Below are 14,630 nucleotides of genomic sequence, written 5' to 3' on the forward strand. Positions count from 1 at the left end.
AACGCCGATAGCGATAGAAGAGGGATTGAGGTTTGCTATAAGGGAAGGCGGAAGGACTGTAGGAGCTGGTACAGTCGCTTCTATAATAGAGTGATGGATAGTTTATTATATGAAGTATGCATTGCAAATAGGTGAAAAATGAGCAGGGCCGGTTTAATAGGCCCTGCGATTTTATATTGACAATAATTCTGTTTTATGTTAGATTAAATAAGTAAATGTATAATAGCGGATATGACTCTGCATTGGATATATAGTGAGACGATGCAGTAGGAGGTGTATGTGATGAGAGTTAAGGTAGCGCTGGAGTGTACTGAATGCCATCATAGGAATTATAATACGACAAAAAATAAAAAGAATGATCCTGATAGAATAGAATTAAAAAAATACTGCAGATTTTGCAGACACCATACTGTCCATAAAGAGACAAAATGAATTATAATAATGATATATTTGGTAATAATATTTAAGGATGTGTTGATATGGCAGATGTAACAAAAGGTATAATGAAGTTTTACCGTGAGGTAAAAGCTGAGATGAAAAAAGTTACATGGCCCACCAGAGAACAGGTTACCCAGTACACGACGCTTATACTTGTGTTAATTGCATCTATGACTCTAATATTCTGGTTAGCCGATTCGCTTTTTGTTTTCTTATTAAGAAAAATATTAGGAGTATAAGGGAGGTAGGACCTTTTAAAAAGGCCCTTTAAGTTATGGGTGAAGAGAATAAAGCCAGGTGGTACGTTATCCATACGTATTCAGGTTATGAAAATAAAGTGAAGACAAATCTCGAAAAGATGGTGGAGAATAGGAAACTTTATGATAAAATTTTTGATATTGTAGTTCCTGTGGAAGAGTCCATTGAGATAAAAGATGGCAAGAAAAAAGTGGTTCAAAGAAAGACTTTTCCGGGTTATGTATTGATAAAAATGATAATGAATGATGACACCTGGTATGTGGTCAGAAATACCAGGGGAGTGACTGGATTTGTGGGTCCAGGATCAAAACCCGTACCGCTTTCTGACGCAGAAGTGAAAGCCCTGGGAATCAAAGATGTATTTCCTGCTATAGATTTAAAGGTGAATGATAGCGTAAAAGTCATATCTGGACCATTAGAGAATTTTATAGGTATAGTACAGGATATCGATACTGAAAAGCGAAAGGTAAAGGTTCTTGTGTCGATGTTCGGGAGAGAGACTCCTGTAGAATTGAATTTTGATCAGCTAGAAAAAGTATAAAGAACAGATAATTAGGAGGTGTTAGTATGGCAAAAAAAGTAGCAGCAGTAGTTAAGTTACAGATACCAGCGGGAAAAGCTACACCAGCTCCACCGGTTGGACCTGCGTTGGGTCAACATGGTGTTAATATAGTAGGATTTTGTAAAGAGTTTAATGAGAGGACTGCTTCCCAGGCAGGTTTGATTATACCTGTTGTCATTACAGTGTATGCTGACAGGTCATTCAGCTTTATAACAAAAACTCCACCTGCATCGGTCTTAATTAAAAAGGCGTGTGGTATAGAATCGGGATCACCTCAACCTAATAAGCAAAAGGTTGCAAAGCTGTCAAAGGAGAAGTTAAGAGAGATTGCTGAATTAAAAATGCAGGATTTAAATGCTGGCAGCATTGAAGCGGCTATGAGAATGGTGGCAGGTACAGCTCGAAGTATGGGCGTAGAAATAGTAGATTGATAAGATTTGTGTGGGAGGAAATATCCGCTATAACCACAAGGAGGTAATGCTGAGATGGCAAAGAGAGGTAAAACTTATCAAGAAAGTCTGAAGCTTATTGATAGAAGTAAATTGTATAGCCTTGGAGAGGCTCTAGATTTGGTGTTGAAGACCGCAAAGGCGAAATTCGATGAAACTATCGACCTCGCAATACGATTGGGAGTTGATCCTCGCCATGCCGATCAACAGGTGAGGGGTACTGTGGTTCTTCCTCATGGTACAGGCAAATCTAAAAAGGTATTGGTATTTGCAAAAGGAGATAAGGCTAGAGAAGCTGAAGAAGCTGGTGCCGATTATGTAGGAGCAGAAGAGCTCATAGATAAGATACAAAATGAAAACTGGCTGGACTTTGATGTTGTCGTTGCTACGCCTGACATGATGGGGGCAGTAGGTAGATTAGGTAGGATATTGGGTCCAAAAGGGCTGATGCCCAATCCCAAAGCAGGTACAGTTACATTTGATGTAGGTAAAGCTGTAAACGAAATAAAGGCAGGTAAAATAGAATACAGGGTTGATAAGACAGCGATTATTCATGTGCCTATTGGTAAGAAGTCTTTTGGCGTCGATAAGCTTGCAGATAATTTTATCGCTTTATATGATGCGGTTGTGAAGGCAAAACCAGCGGCGGTAAAGGGCCAATATATAAGGAGCATCGTGCTTTCATCTACAATGGGTCCGGGCGTTAAGGTTAACCCGGCAAGAGCCACAGAAAGATGATATTGACAGAGCGGCTATGGCGTGTTAAAATACACTCGTTCAAGCGTTTGAGACAAGTTAATAAGAGCTTAACCGTAGACAGCAGGTGATTTATGCTTAAAGAGATTATAAAATCTCGCCTGCCGAGGTTGTGAGAAGTTAAAGAGAAGTATAAAAGGCCTCACTGTGTCTACGGGGGGCCTTTTATTAATTGTCGCATAAATAGCGTGGGAGGAGGTGTTTGATTGCTAAACAAAGCTGAAAAAGCCCAGATAGTGCAGGAACTCAAAGAAAAACTCTCGACTGCACAGGCGGCTATTCTCGTAGATTATAAGGGCATAAATGTAGAAGAGGACACAAAATTGAGGAGAGAATTGAGGCAGTCGGGTGTAGAGTACAAAGTCGTAAAAAACACATTGCTGAGCATTGCGGCAAAAGAACTTGGGTATGAAGGATTGCTGCCATATTTAGAAGGTCCTACAGCTCTTGCCTTGGGAGTTAAGGATCCTGTAGCTCCTGCTAAGGTTTTGTACAATTACGCTAAAGATCACGAGAATTTTAAATTTAAAGTTGGCATATTGCAAGGCAATATTATTGGAGTAGATGAAATTATAAATTTAGCGAAACTGCCGCCAAAAGAAGAGTTGATAGCGAAGGTTTTGGGCTCGATGAATGCTCCTATAGCCAACTTTGTTGGAGTGCTTAGCGCTACTTTGCGCAATTTTGTGTATGTTCTGAATGCTATTAAAGAGAAAAAAGCTGCATAAAAAAATATTTAGGAGGTAGGATTAAATGAATAAAGAGGAAATCTTGGAAGCTATAAAAAATATGACTGTGTTGGAACTGGCAGAATTGGTAAAAGCATTAGAAGAGGAGTTTGGCGTCAGCGCTGCCGCACCTGTTGCTGTAGCTGCTGCACCTGCTGCTGGTGCTGCTGCTGCTCCTGAAGCTGAGGAAAAGACAGAGTTTGACGTGATACTAAAAGATGTGGGAAGCGAAAAGATAAAGGTTATAAAGGTTGTAAGAGAGATCACAGGCTTAGGCCTCAAAGAGGCGAAGGACCTTGTAGATTCCGCACCGAAGCCTTTAAAAGAGGGCGTTGGCAAAGAAGAAGCCGAACAGATAAAGGCAAAACTTGCGGAAGTTGGAGCAACTGTAGAGCTGAAATAATTTATCTGATTGCATAAAGAGGTATGCTGAAAAGGCGTACCTCTTTATTATTATGTTGCTACAATTAACTTCAATAAACAATTTACAATATTTACAAAGTTGTTTTGATACAAATATTGCAAAACGCAAGATTAAGATTACTAAAAATATATTGACATATATACAAATGAATGATAAAATATTTAAATGCATTCGTATGAGGTAAATTTTAAAATAATTTTTTGAATATTTGTTCCCTGTTTCGGAGAAAATAAATAATATGAATTATATCCTATCTATGTAACATAAATTTCCTTTTAAATTATAAGGGGTGATAATTTAATGGTGCAGGTACATCCTGTGAAGATGGGTAGAAAAGAACGAATGAGTTTTTCTAAGATCGACGAAGTAATAGATATGCCTAACCTTATAGAAGTACAGAAAAATTCGTATCAATGGTTTTTGGACGAAGGACTCAGAGAAGTTTTAAGAGATATGTCCCCCATCGAGAGCTTTTCTGGCAACTTGATTCTGGAATTTGTGGATTATTCCCTGGATGAAACCCCAAAGTATACTGTAGAAGAAGCAAAAGAACGCGATACCACTTATTCTACGGCACTGAGAGTCAAAGTACGCCTTACTAACAAAGAAACAGGAGAAATTAATGAGCAGGAGATATTCATGGGCGATTTTCCGCTTATGACCGAAAATGGGACCTTTATTATTAATGGTGCAGAAAGGGTTATAGTAACACAGCTGGTCAGGTCTCCTGGTGCGTACTATGGGGTGACAATTGATAAGACTGGTAAAAAGCTGTATTCTGCGACTTTAATTCCTAATAGAGGTGCATGGCTTGAGTATGAAACTGATTCTAACGACGTTATTTCTGTGAGGATAGATAGAACCAGAAAGATGCCTATAACGGTTTTGATAAGGGCTCTTGGTTTTGGAACGGATGAACAGATAATAGGCTTATTTGGAGAAGACGAAAGATTAAAAGCCACTATCGATAAAGATGGTACAAAGAATCAGGAAGAGGCTTTGTTAGAAATATACAAGAGGTTGAGGCCGGGGGAACCTCCAACAGTAGATAGTGCCAGATCGCTTTTGAATTCACTTTATTTTGATCCCAGAAGATATGATCTGGCGCGGGTTGGCAGGTACAAGTTCAATAAAAAGCTGTCTCTTGCATCTAGAATCATGGGATATAGGGCGGCTAAAAAAATCGTGGATCCGCTAACAGATGAGTTAATCGTTGATGAAAATGAGATTATATCAAGAGAAAAGGCTCGCTTTATTCAGGATATAGGTATAAATGCAGTAGAAATAAAGATTGATGATAAAGTGGTTAAAGTTATTGGCAACAATACTGTTGATATCAATACGTATAGGATACCTATTGATAAAAGTAAATTGAATTTAAAAGAAAGGGTATATTTGCCCGTGTTGCTGGACATCTTAGCGACTAATGATACAGAGGAAGATATCATTAATGAAATTAATAACAGGATGTCAGAGCTTATACCAAAATACATAACAGTTGACGACATAATAGCGTCTATTAGTTATCATCTCGGTTTATTTGAAGGTGTAGGCAATGTGGACGATATAGACCATTTGGGTAATAGAAGGCTTAGGGCAGTAGGCGAGTTGCTGCAAAATCAATTTAGAATAGGCATGGCGAGAATGGAGAGGGTCATAAGAGAGAGAATGACCATACAGGATATGGATGTGGTCACACCCAGCACCCTTATCAATACGAGACCTGTAGCAGCGGCTATAAAAGAGTTTTTCGGCAGCAGCCAATTATCACAGTTTATGGATCAGACCAATCCTCTCTCGGAGTTGACTCATAAGAGGAGATTGAGTGCTTTAGGACCGGGTGGGTTGAGCAGAGATAGAGCCGGTTTCGAAGTAAGAGATGTTCACCATTCCCATTACAGCAGGATGTGCCCTATAGAGACGCCTGAAGGCCCAAATATAGGGTTGATTGGCGCGTTAGCTACTTATGCCAGAATCAATGAGTACGGTTTTATAGAAGCGCCTTATAGGAAAGTGGACAAAGAAAAGGGGATTGTCACCAATGAAATAGTTTATATGACAGCAGACATGGAGGATGAGTATATAATAGCACAGGCCAACGAGCCTCTGGATGAAGAAGGGCACTTTATCAACGAAAGGGTTACAGCCAGGTTAAAGGAAGATATCGTAGTTGTACCCAGCTCTAAAGTTGACTTTATGGATGTTTCACCTAAACAGATTGTATCCGTGGCTACTGCCATGATTCCCTTCCTAGAAAATGATGATGCTAACAGGGCATTGATGGGCGCGAATATGCAAAGACAGGCTGTACCATTGCTGGTACCAGAAGCCCCCATCGTGGGCACGGGTATGGAATACAAAGCGGCAGTGGATTCTGGTGCTGTCGTAATTGCCAAAAACAGCGGTGTTGTAACAAGAGTTACTGCTGATGAAATAGTAATAAAACGGGATGACGGAGGAACGGATAGATATAAACTATTAAAGTTTAAAAGATCTAACCAGGGGACATGTATAAATCAGAGGCCAATAGTAAGAAAAAACCAGAGGGTCGTAAAAGGTGATGTCATAGCGGATGGTCCTTCTACTGATCAAGGGGAAATATCCCTGGGACGCAACATCCTGGTTGGATTTATGCCGTGGGAAGGCTACAACTATGAGGATGCTATATTGATAAGCGAGAAACTGGTTAAAGAAGATATATTGACATCTATTCATATTGAGGAGTATGAAATTGAGGCAAGAGATACCAAGCTTGGTCCGGAAGAGATAACCAGGGATATACCTAATGTGGGTGAGGATGCGCTAAAGAACCTCGACGAAAGAGGCATAATAAGGATAGGAGCAGAAGTAAGTGCAGGTGACATACTGGTTGGCAAGGTTACGCCAAAGGGTGAGACGGAGTTAACAGCAGAGGAAAGGTTGCTGAGGGCCATATTTGGCGAAAAAGCCAGGGAGGTCAGGGATAACTCACTGCATGTTCCCCATGGCGAGTCGGGAATAGTGGTTGATGTTAAAATTTTCACCAGAGCAAACAATGATGAATTGCCGCCAGGCGTTAATGAATTGGTAAGAGTTTATGTGGCTCAAAAGAGAAAGATATCTGTGGGCGATAAGATGGCGGGGCGCCACGGCAATAAAGGAGTTATATCAAGAATATTGCCGGAAGAAGATATGCCATTTTTGCCTGATGGCACACCGTTGGAGATCGTATTAAACCCATTAGGTGTTCCGTCGCGTATGAACATCGGCCAGGTGCTAGAAGTGCATCTAGGGCTTGCGGCAAAAGCTAAAGGTTGGTATGTGGCAACGCCGGTTTTTGATGGGGCTACAGAGGAAGAGATACAGGAATTGTTGATAGAATCGGGTTATACCCCTGATGGGAAGATCCAGCTCCGCGATGGCAGGACAGGAGAATATTTTGATAATAAGGTAACAGTAGGGTATATGTACATGTTAAAACTGCACCACCTGGTTGATGATAAAATGCATGCCAGATCTACAGGTCCTTATTCTCTTGTTACACAGCAACCATTAGGTGGCAAGGCTCAATTTGGTGGACAGAGATTCGGTGAGATGGAGGTATGGGCTTTAGAGGCGTATGGAGCAGCTCATACACTACAAGAAATCTTAACTGTAAAATCCGATGATACCATAGGGCGTGTGAAAACTTATGAAGCAATTGTAAAAGGTGAAAACGTGCCAGAGCCAGGTATACCTGAATCATTTAAGGTGCTTATAAAAGAATTCCAGAGCCTTGCTCTCGACGTAAAAGTTTTGACTGAAAATAATCAGGAAATATCGCTCAAAGAATTTGAAGAAGATGATGAGGACGTAGAAGAATTGAAGATAAATATCGAAGAACTGGGAGATATGACCAGACAGGATTATGAAGAGAATGTAGAAGAAGAGGAAGAAAATGAAGGCGACGAACATGAAGACTTTGATTTTAATGTGGACATTGATGAAATAGAGCTCCCTGACGAACACGAATTAGATGATACTTATTTGGATGATGATTTTGGCAGCGATATTTAAAAGTGAATATAAATAAAGAAGTTAAAGAAAGGAGAGAAACTCCTTAATGGATATTTTACAAAACTTTGATGCAATAAGAATTGGGCTTGCTTCACCGGAAAAGATAAGGGAATGGTCACGAGGTGAGGTAAAAAAGCCAGAAACGATAAATTATAGAACTTTAAAACCTGAAAGAGACGGGTTGTTTTGTGAGAGGATATTTGGACCCACTAAAGATTGGGAGTGCCATTGTGGCAAATACAAGAGGATAAGGTATAAAGGTGTAGTATGCGATCGATGCGGCGTTGAAGTTACCAGATCAAAGGTCCGTAGAGAGCGCATGGGACATATTGAGCTGGCCGCTCCGGTGTCTCATATATGGTATTTTAAAGGAATACCTAGCAGAATGGGATTAATACTGGATATGTCGCCGAGAGCATTGGAAAAGGTATTATACTTTGCAGCATATGTGGTGATTGATCCCGGAGATACTCCGCTTGTCAAAAAACAGGTTCTCAGCGAAAAAGAATACAGAGAAAATCTGGAAAAGTACGGTGCAAGGTTTAGAGCAGGGATGGGAGCTGAGGCTATAAAAGAGTTGCTTCAGGAAATAGACCTTGATGCCCTCTCAAAAGAGCTCAGAGCTGAGTTGAAGAATAGTACCGGGCAAAAGCGCATAAGGATATTGAGGAGATTAGAAGTTGTGGAAGCATTTCAGAGGTCGGGAAACAGGCCGGAATGGATGATACTGGATGTAATCCCTGTCATTCCGCCTGATTTAAGGCCAATGGTCCAACTGGATGGAGGCCGGTTTGCAACATCTGATTTAAATGATCTCTACAGAAGGGTTATAAATAGAAATAATAGGTTGAAAAGACTTTTAGACCTGGGTGCACCAGAGATCATAGTCAGGAACGAAAAGCGCATGTTGCAGGAAGCCGTAGACGCGCTTATAGATAATGGCAGGCGAGGGAGGCCTGTAACCGGTCCGGGCAATAGGCCACTAAAATCTCTATCTGATATGCTTAAAGGTAAACAGGGGCGTTTCAGGCAAAACCTTCTGGGAAAGCGAGTTGATTATTCGGGGCGTTCGGTTATCGTAGTAGGTCCTGAATTGAAACTATACCAATGTGGCTTGCCTAAAGAAATGGCATTAGAGCTCTTTAAGCCATTTGTTATGAAGAAGATTGTAGATAAAGGTCTTGCTCATAATATAAAGAGCGCAAAGAGAATGGTGGAAAAAGTAAGACCTGAAGTGTGGGACATACTGGAAGAAGTTATAAAGGATCACCCTGTTCTATTAAATAGGGCTCCTACACTTCACAGGTTGGGTATACAGGCATTTCAACCTGTGTTGGTAGAAGGTAGAGCTATTAAACTCCATCCGTTAGTGTGTACAGCTTATAATGCTGACTTTGACGGAGATCAGATGGCAGTGCATGTGCCTCTTTCTGTAGAGGCTCAAGCCGAGTCCAGATTTTTGATGTTGGCTGCCACCAATATTTTGAAGCCGCAGGACGGCAAACCTGTTATGGTGCCAACACAGGATATGGTCCTGGGATGTTATTATTTAACAGGCGATAGAGATGGAGAAAAGGGCGAAGGTAAGATATTTTCTTCTGTTGAAGAAGCTTTGATGGCATATCAGTTAGGTGAAATTGGAATTCATGCTAAAATAAAAGTACGTGTCAAAAAAGAAATAGATGGCGAAGTAAAATATGGAATAATTGATGCAACACCAGGGAAGTTGATTTTTAATGAGGCTATACCTCAAGATTTAGGTTTTGTAGATAGAAGTAAGCCAGAGAATCAGTTTAAACTTGAAATCGACTTTCTCGTGGATAAAAAGATGCTGGGAGTTATCCTGGATCGTTGTTATAGGAAATATGGTCCCACCAAAACAGCAGAAGTGCTTGATAATATAAAAGCGCTGGGATATAAGTATTCTACCAAAGGGGCTATAACCGTAAGTGTATCGGATATTGAAATACCTGAGGAAAAGCCTGCAATCCTGGAAAAAGCTGAAAAAGAGGTAGAGCGGATAGAAAAGCTTTTTAGAAGAGGCTTGATATCCGACGAGGAGCGATATGAAAGGGTTATTGATACATGGAATAAGGCGACAGAGGAAGTTACAGAGGCGTTAATGAACCATCTTGACAGATTCAATCCGATATTTATGATGGCGCATTCTGGTGCCAGAGGCAGCAAAAATCAGATTAGGCAGCTGGCGGGTATGCGAGGCTTAATGGGCAATCCTTCAGGTAGAATTATAGAATTGCCCATAAGATCTAATTTCAGAGAAGGATTGACATCCCTCGAGTTTTTCATATCTACTCATGGAGCTCGTAAAGGTCTTGCCGATACGGCGCTGAGAACAGCGGACTCTGGATACCTTACCAGAAGGTTGGTTGATGTGAGTCAAGATGTAATAATAAGAGAAGAAGATTGTGGGACGGAGGACGGTATTTACGTTTCTGATTTTAGAGATGGCAATGAAATAATCGAAAAACTTGAAGACAGAATAATTGGCAGAACAGCGGCAGAGGATATAATACATCCTGAGACCGGTGAGGTATTGGTGGCTAAAAACGAGGAAATCGATGAGGACGCTGCCAGACGGATTATCAAGGCAGGAATAAATAGAGTGAAAATTAGATCTGTGCTTACTTGCAAATCAAGACATGGTATCTGTGCAAAGTGTTATGGAAGAGATCTGGCGACAGGTGATCACGTAAATATAGGAGAAGCTGTAGGTATAATAGCTGCTCAGGCCATAGGCGAGCCGGGAACACAGCTTACCATGAGGACTTTCCATACGGGTGGTGTTGCAGGAGCAGATATAACCCAAGGTCTTCCCAGAGTTGAGGAGCTTTTTGAAGCGAGAAAGCCAAAAGGACTTGCGATTATTTCTGAAATCTCGGGTGTTGTAAAAATCAATGAGACGAAGAAAAAAAGAGAAGTTGTGGTCACTAACAATGACATACCTGATTCCAGGACATATTTAATACCATACGGTGCAAAGTTAAAAGTGACAGATGGACAGGTTGTAGAGGCGGGAGATGAATTAACAGAGGGCTCAATAAATCCGCATGATATCTTGCGTATAAAAGGAGTAGAAGCTGTTCAAACGTATTTACTTCAAGAGGTACAGAGGGTATACAGGCTACAGGGCGTTGAAATCAACGATAAGCATATAGAGATTATTATAAGGCAGATGTTAAAAAAGGTTAGAATAGAAGATGAAGGCGATACTGACTTTTTGCCGGGAAGCCTTGTAGATATAAATGAGTTTAACGATGTAAATAAAAAAGTCGAAGAAAAAGGTGGCCGAAAAGCAGTAGCAAAACCGACAATTCTTGGTATAACGAAAGCAGCATTAGCTACAGATTCTTTCCTGTCAGCTGCGTCGTTCCAGGAGACCACGCGAGTTTTGACAGATGCGGCTATAAAAGGAAAATTAGACCCGCTCATTGGCTTAAAAGAAAATGTAATTATAGGAAAGCTTATACCGGCAGGTACGGGATTGTCCAGGTATAGAAATATAAATATAAAGACAAATGCGGATAATGATATTGACAGACAATAAACGAGGTGGTACAATATCTAAGTGTGTAAATTGCGAGGGAGGATATAATAAATGTCTGATCAGCCACTTCGGTTGTTAAAGAATGCAAAGCTGGCAATAGGTGCTAAACAAACAAGAAAGGCAATTGAGGCGGGTCTTGCTAAAGAAGTGTATATAGCAAGAGATGCTGAAAATCATGTAGTAGATAAAATTATAGAATTGTGTAAAGAGAAAGATATAAATATCCTGTATATAGATACTATGAAGGAATTAGGGGAATTATGCGGTATAGATGTGGGTGCAGCATCTATTGCTGTATTGAAATAACAAAAATTACCCCATACGGGGTAATTTTTGTTGATAGCTTTTACTTGGAAGGAGGTGTGATGGATGCCAACATTAAATCAGTTAGTAAGGAAAGCAAGAAAAAAGATTGCTGAAAAATCCGATTCTCCGGCGCTTCAAGGCAATCCGCAAAAAAGAGGTGTGTGTACGGTTGTAAAGACTATAACACCGAAGAAACCCAACTCCGCCCTCAGAAAAGTGGCAAGGGTAAGACTTACAAATGGAGTGGAGGTTACAGCATATATTCCTGGTATAGGGCACAATTTGCAGGAACACTCAGTAGTGCTGGTTAGAGGAGGAAGGGTTAAAGACTTACCTGGTATAAGGTATAAAATAATAAGAGGAGCCCTTGACGCTGCAGGAGTTGCCAACAGATTCCAGGGCAGATCCAAATACGGTGCGAAAAAACCAAAAAAATAAAGGAGGGAAATGGATGCCGAGAAAGGGTTATAAAAGGCGCCATTCGACACTTCCGGATCCCGTTTATGGTAGTTATAAGGTTGCGAAACTTATTAATAAGACCATGTACGATGGCAAAAAGAGCCTGGCTCAAAAAATTGTATACGGTGCGTTTGATATAATTAGAGAGAGAACAGGAAGGGATCCTGTGGAGGTTTTTGAAGAGGCGTTAAATAATGTGATGCCTGTTCTCGAGGTAAGGCCTAGAAGGGTAGGCGGTGCCACATATCAGGTGCCTATGGAAGTAAGGCCTGAGAGAAGGCAGTCGTTGGGCATAAGATGGCTGGTGGAATACGCGAGAGAGCGAAAAGGCAGAAATATGCAAGAAAAATTGGCTGCAGAGATATTAGATGCTTTAAACAATACAGGTGCCAGCGTGAAAAAGAAAGAAGATACGCATAAAATGGCAGAAGCAAATAAGGCATTTGCACACTACAGATGGTAGTATGTATCGGTGGAAAGGAGGATTGTTGTGCCTAGAGAGTTCCCATTGGAGAAAGTTCGCAATATAGGGATAATGGCTCATATTGACGCCGGTAAAACAACTACTACAGAAAGAATACTGTTTTATACAGGAAAAGTTCATAAAATAGGCGAAGTTCATGAAGGCACTGCCACGATGGACTGGATGGAGCAGGAGCAGGAGAGAGGTATAACTATTACATCAGCCGCTACAACCTGCCAATGGAGAGGGCACAAGATTAATATTATCGATACGCCTGGACACGTGGACTTTACTGTAGAAGTTGAAAGGTCATTGCGAGTATTGGACGGTGCTGTTGCTGTATTTTGTGCTAAGGGAGGCGTTGAGCCTCAGTCTGAAACGGTGTGGAGGCAGGCCGATAAATATCATGTGCCAAGGATTGCCTTTGTCAATAAAATGGATATAATGGGTGCTGACTTCTATAACGTGTTAGATCAGATAAAAAAGAGATTGAATGCCAATCCGGTTGCCATTCAATTACCTATAGGGAAAGAAGATACTTTTAAAGGTATAGTGGACCTGATAAAGATGGAGGCGCTCATTTATGAGGATGACCTTGGTACGGTTATAGAGGAGCAGCCAATTCCTGACGATATGAAAGAGTTGGCTGAGGAGTATAGGGTGAAGCTGGTAGAAGCTGCAGCCGAACAAGATGAAGAGCTGATGATGAAGTATTTAGAAGGAGAAGAGCTTACTAACGAAGAGATCATTGCGGCTATAAGAAAAGGGACTATAAATGTGGAACTTGTCCCTGTTTTGTGCGGTTCTGCTTATAAAAATAAAGGTGTGCAGCCTTTATTGGATGCAGTAGTTGATTTCTTGCCGTCACCTGTTGATATTCCACCAGTAAAAGGCATGTTGCCCGATAGCGATGAAGAGGTTGAGCGGAGGGCAAGCGATGATGAGCCGCTTTCTGCTCTGGCTTTTAAGATAATGGCAGATCCTTTTGTAGGAAAACTGGTATTTATAAGGATTTATTCTGGCACACTGAAGTCAGGTACGTATGTGTATAATTCGACGAAAGGCAAAAGAGAGCGTATCGGAAGGATATTGCAGATGCATGCAAACCATCGCTCTGAATTGCCGGAGATGTACACGGGCGATATTGGAGCTGCTGTAGGTTTGAAAGACACTACAACAGGCGATACCCTTTGCGATGAAGCACACCCAATTGTGCTGGAGTCCATGGAATTTCCAGACCCTGTTATACATGTGGCTATTGAGCCTAAGACTAAAGATGCCCAGGAGAAGATGGCTATTGCATTGCAGAAATTAGCAGAGGAAGATCCTACATTTAGAACATATACGGATCAGGAAACGGGACAGACCATAATAGCAGGTATGGGTGAGTTGCACTTAGAGATTATTGTAGATAGATTGCAGCGCGAATTTAAAGTCGAATGCAATGTCGGAAAGCCACAGGTTGCGTACAAAGAAACTATCAAGAAACCGGTAAAAGTAGAAGGCAAGTTTATAAGACAGTCTGGTGGACATGGACAGTATGGACATGTATGGCTTGAACTGGCACCAAGAGAAAGAGGCCAGGGCTATGAGTTTGTGAATAAGATAGTCGGTGGTGTAATCCCCAAAGAGTTTATACCTGCGGTCGATGCAGGTGTGCAGGAAGCCATGCAAAGCGGTGTGCTTGGAGGATACGAAGTTGTAGATGTAAGTGTTACTTTATTCGATGGTTCATACCATGAAGTAGACTCTTCGGACATGGCTTTCAAGATTGCTGCATCTATGGCATTTAAAGATGGTATGAAAAAAGCAGATCCTGTTCTTCTGGAACCTGTTATGAAGGTTGAAGTTGTAGTGCCTGAAGAGTATATGGGCGATATAATGGGAGATATTAATTCCAGAAGAGGGAGAATTGAGGGTATGGAGCCCAGAGCTGGTGCTCAGGTTATAAGAGCATACGTGCCGCTTGCCGAGATGTTTGGATATGCTACAGATTTGAGGTCAAGGACCCAGGGACGCGGTACGTATACAATGCAGTTTGACCATTATGAAGAAGTACCTAAAAATATTGCTGACCAAATATTAAAAGATAGATAGGAGGAAAAGAGATGGCAAAAGCACGTTATGAGAGAACGAAGCCCCATGTAAATATAGGGACGATAGGGCATGTTGATCATGGGAAGACGA

Annotated in this window: 14 protein-coding genes and 1 other annotated feature; all 14 genes read left to right on the forward strand. The window is 41.1% G+C overall.

What is annotated here, in order from left to right; all coding sequences use genetic code 11:
* Nucleotides 1-94 (forward strand): EF-Tu C-terminal domain-related protein (locus BUB87_RS12935; protein WP_200792841.1); only part of this gene is annotated, 94 nt, incomplete at its 5' end.
* A gap of 188 nt (nt 95-282) precedes the next feature.
* A complete protein-coding gene (gene rpmG, locus BUB87_RS12940) occupies nt 283-432 on the forward strand; it encodes a 50S ribosomal protein L33 (RefSeq protein ID WP_073346311.1) in 150 nt (49 codons plus the stop codon).
* Between the two features lie 47 nt (nt 433-479).
* Nucleotides 480-677: a preprotein translocase subunit SecE gene (secE, locus tag BUB87_RS12945; protein WP_073346314.1), complete on the forward strand. Its 198-nt coding sequence runs from the start codon at nt 480-482 to the stop codon at nt 675-677.
* A 35-nt stretch (nt 678-712) separates the two neighbouring features.
* Nucleotides 713-1,237, forward strand: a complete 525-nt coding sequence (gene nusG / locus BUB87_RS12950; protein WP_073346316.1) for a transcription termination/antitermination protein NusG — start codon at nt 713-715, stop codon at nt 1,235-1,237.
* A gap of 26 nt (nt 1,238-1,263) precedes the next feature.
* On the forward strand, nt 1,264-1,689 hold the full coding sequence (gene rplK, locus BUB87_RS12955; RefSeq protein WP_073346319.1) for a 50S ribosomal protein L11: 426 nt from the start codon (nt 1,264-1,266) through the stop codon (nt 1,687-1,689).
* 54 nt (nt 1,690-1,743) lie between these two features.
* On the forward strand, nt 1,744-2,445 hold the full coding sequence (rplA, locus tag BUB87_RS12960; RefSeq protein ID WP_073346321.1) for a 50S ribosomal protein L1: 702 nt from the start codon (nt 1,744-1,746) through the stop codon (nt 2,443-2,445).
* Nucleotides 2,446-2,499: 54 nt separating this feature from the next.
* Nucleotides 2,500-2,641: a sequence feature (ribosomal protein L10 leader region), on the forward strand.
* Nucleotides 2,642-2,669: 28 nt separating this feature from the next.
* Nucleotides 2,670-3,191 (forward strand): 50S ribosomal protein L10, encoded by a 522-nt coding sequence (rplJ, locus tag BUB87_RS12965; RefSeq protein WP_073346324.1) that lies wholly within the window; start codon nt 2,670-2,672, stop codon nt 3,189-3,191.
* 25 nt (nt 3,192-3,216) lie between these two features.
* Nucleotides 3,217-3,594: a 50S ribosomal protein L7/L12 gene (gene rplL, locus BUB87_RS12970; RefSeq protein WP_073346325.1), complete on the forward strand. Its 378-nt coding sequence runs from the start codon at nt 3,217-3,219 to the stop codon at nt 3,592-3,594.
* Between the two features lie 321 nt (nt 3,595-3,915).
* Nucleotides 3,916-7,650 (forward strand): DNA-directed RNA polymerase subunit beta, encoded by a 3,735-nt coding sequence (gene rpoB, locus BUB87_RS12975; protein ID WP_073346328.1) that lies wholly within the window; start codon nt 3,916-3,918, stop codon nt 7,648-7,650.
* Between the two features lie 46 nt (nt 7,651-7,696).
* Nucleotides 7,697-11,215, forward strand: a complete 3,519-nt coding sequence (gene rpoC, locus BUB87_RS12980) for a DNA-directed RNA polymerase subunit beta' (protein WP_073346330.1) — start codon at nt 7,697-7,699, stop codon at nt 11,213-11,215.
* A 51-nt stretch (nt 11,216-11,266) separates the two neighbouring features.
* Nucleotides 11,267-11,521: a ribosomal L7Ae/L30e/S12e/Gadd45 family protein gene (locus BUB87_RS12985; protein WP_073346332.1), complete on the forward strand. Its 255-nt coding sequence runs from the start codon at nt 11,267-11,269 to the stop codon at nt 11,519-11,521.
* A 63-nt stretch (nt 11,522-11,584) separates the two neighbouring features.
* A complete protein-coding gene (gene rpsL / locus BUB87_RS12990) occupies nt 11,585-11,959 on the forward strand; it encodes a 30S ribosomal protein S12 (protein WP_073346334.1) in 375 nt (124 codons plus the stop codon).
* A gap of 13 nt (nt 11,960-11,972) precedes the next feature.
* The gene (gene rpsG, locus BUB87_RS12995) at nt 11,973-12,443 is read left to right on the forward strand and encodes a 30S ribosomal protein S7 (RefSeq protein ID WP_073346336.1); all 471 of its coding nucleotides are present in this window, start codon (nt 11,973-11,975) and stop codon (nt 12,441-12,443) included.
* A 27-nt stretch (nt 12,444-12,470) separates the two neighbouring features.
* The gene (gene fusA, locus BUB87_RS13000) at nt 12,471-14,540 is read left to right on the forward strand and encodes an elongation factor G (protein ID WP_073346338.1); all 2,070 of its coding nucleotides are present in this window, start codon (nt 12,471-12,473) and stop codon (nt 14,538-14,540) included.
* Nucleotides 14,541-14,630: the final 90 nt, after the last annotated feature.

The sequence above is a fragment of the Caldanaerobius fijiensis DSM 17918 genome, assembly GCF_900129075.1.
In the GTDB taxonomy this organism is placed as follows: Bacteria; Bacillota; Thermoanaerobacteria; order Thermoanaerobacterales; family Caldanaerobiaceae; genus Caldanaerobius; species Caldanaerobius fijiensis.